The organism is Vibrio sp. 1562 (assembly GCF_033340155.1).
GTDB lineage: Bacteria > Pseudomonadota > Gammaproteobacteria > Enterobacterales > Vibrionaceae > Vibrio > Vibrio alginolyticus.
This window is the reverse complement of the sequence record NZ_JAWOVY010000578.1, coordinates 1-583: the sequence shown is the minus strand read 5'-3', so window position 1 is coordinate 583 and position 583 is coordinate 1. Positions and strand designations below refer to the sequence as shown.

At 44.3% G+C, this 583-nt stretch carries 1 pseudogene; it reads right to left on the bottom strand.

Annotated features, from left to right (window positions below):
* Positions 1 to 61: 61 nt before the first annotated feature.
* Positions 62 to 583: pseudogene (gene lpxB, locus R7Z49_RS26490) on the bottom strand (lipid-A-disaccharide synthase); the annotation flags it as partial.

Here is a 583-nt window from a genome sequence, read left to right as displayed (position 1 = left end):
CAAACGGAGGGAGCTCTACTTTTGCTTTTGTCGTTTTTGCTTTCGCGACCATGGTACTTCTCTATTTTTCAATCAATTTCAATACTGCATTCGCAGCTTGTTGATCCGCGTCTTTACGAATCCAATGATGCATTTCGGTGAACTTATCAAGCATTGGCTTATTATCACTCTCTAGCAAACGAGAAACTTCATTGAACAAGTTGTCTGGTGTGCAATCGTCTTGAAGATACTCTTTAACCAGTTCGTCATCTGCGAGAATATTGGGTAGTGACACGTACTTAGTTTTCAATAGGCGCTTGGCCAGAAAGGCGGTAAAGGCATTGACGCGATAGCCAACAACCATAGGACGCTTAAGCAACATGCACTCTAACGCTACCGTTCCAGATGCTAGCATCACCGCATCAGAGGCTGTAATAACATTGCGAGCCGTATCATCCACCAATTTGAAATCAAGCTCGGGAGCATGCTCTTTCCACGCTTGCTCAAATTGCTCTCGACGTTTTTGATTAACTAGCGCCACTACAAAGCCCAAACCTGGGTATTTTTGGTGCAGAAGCTTGCACGTATCAATGAATGGGTGAGA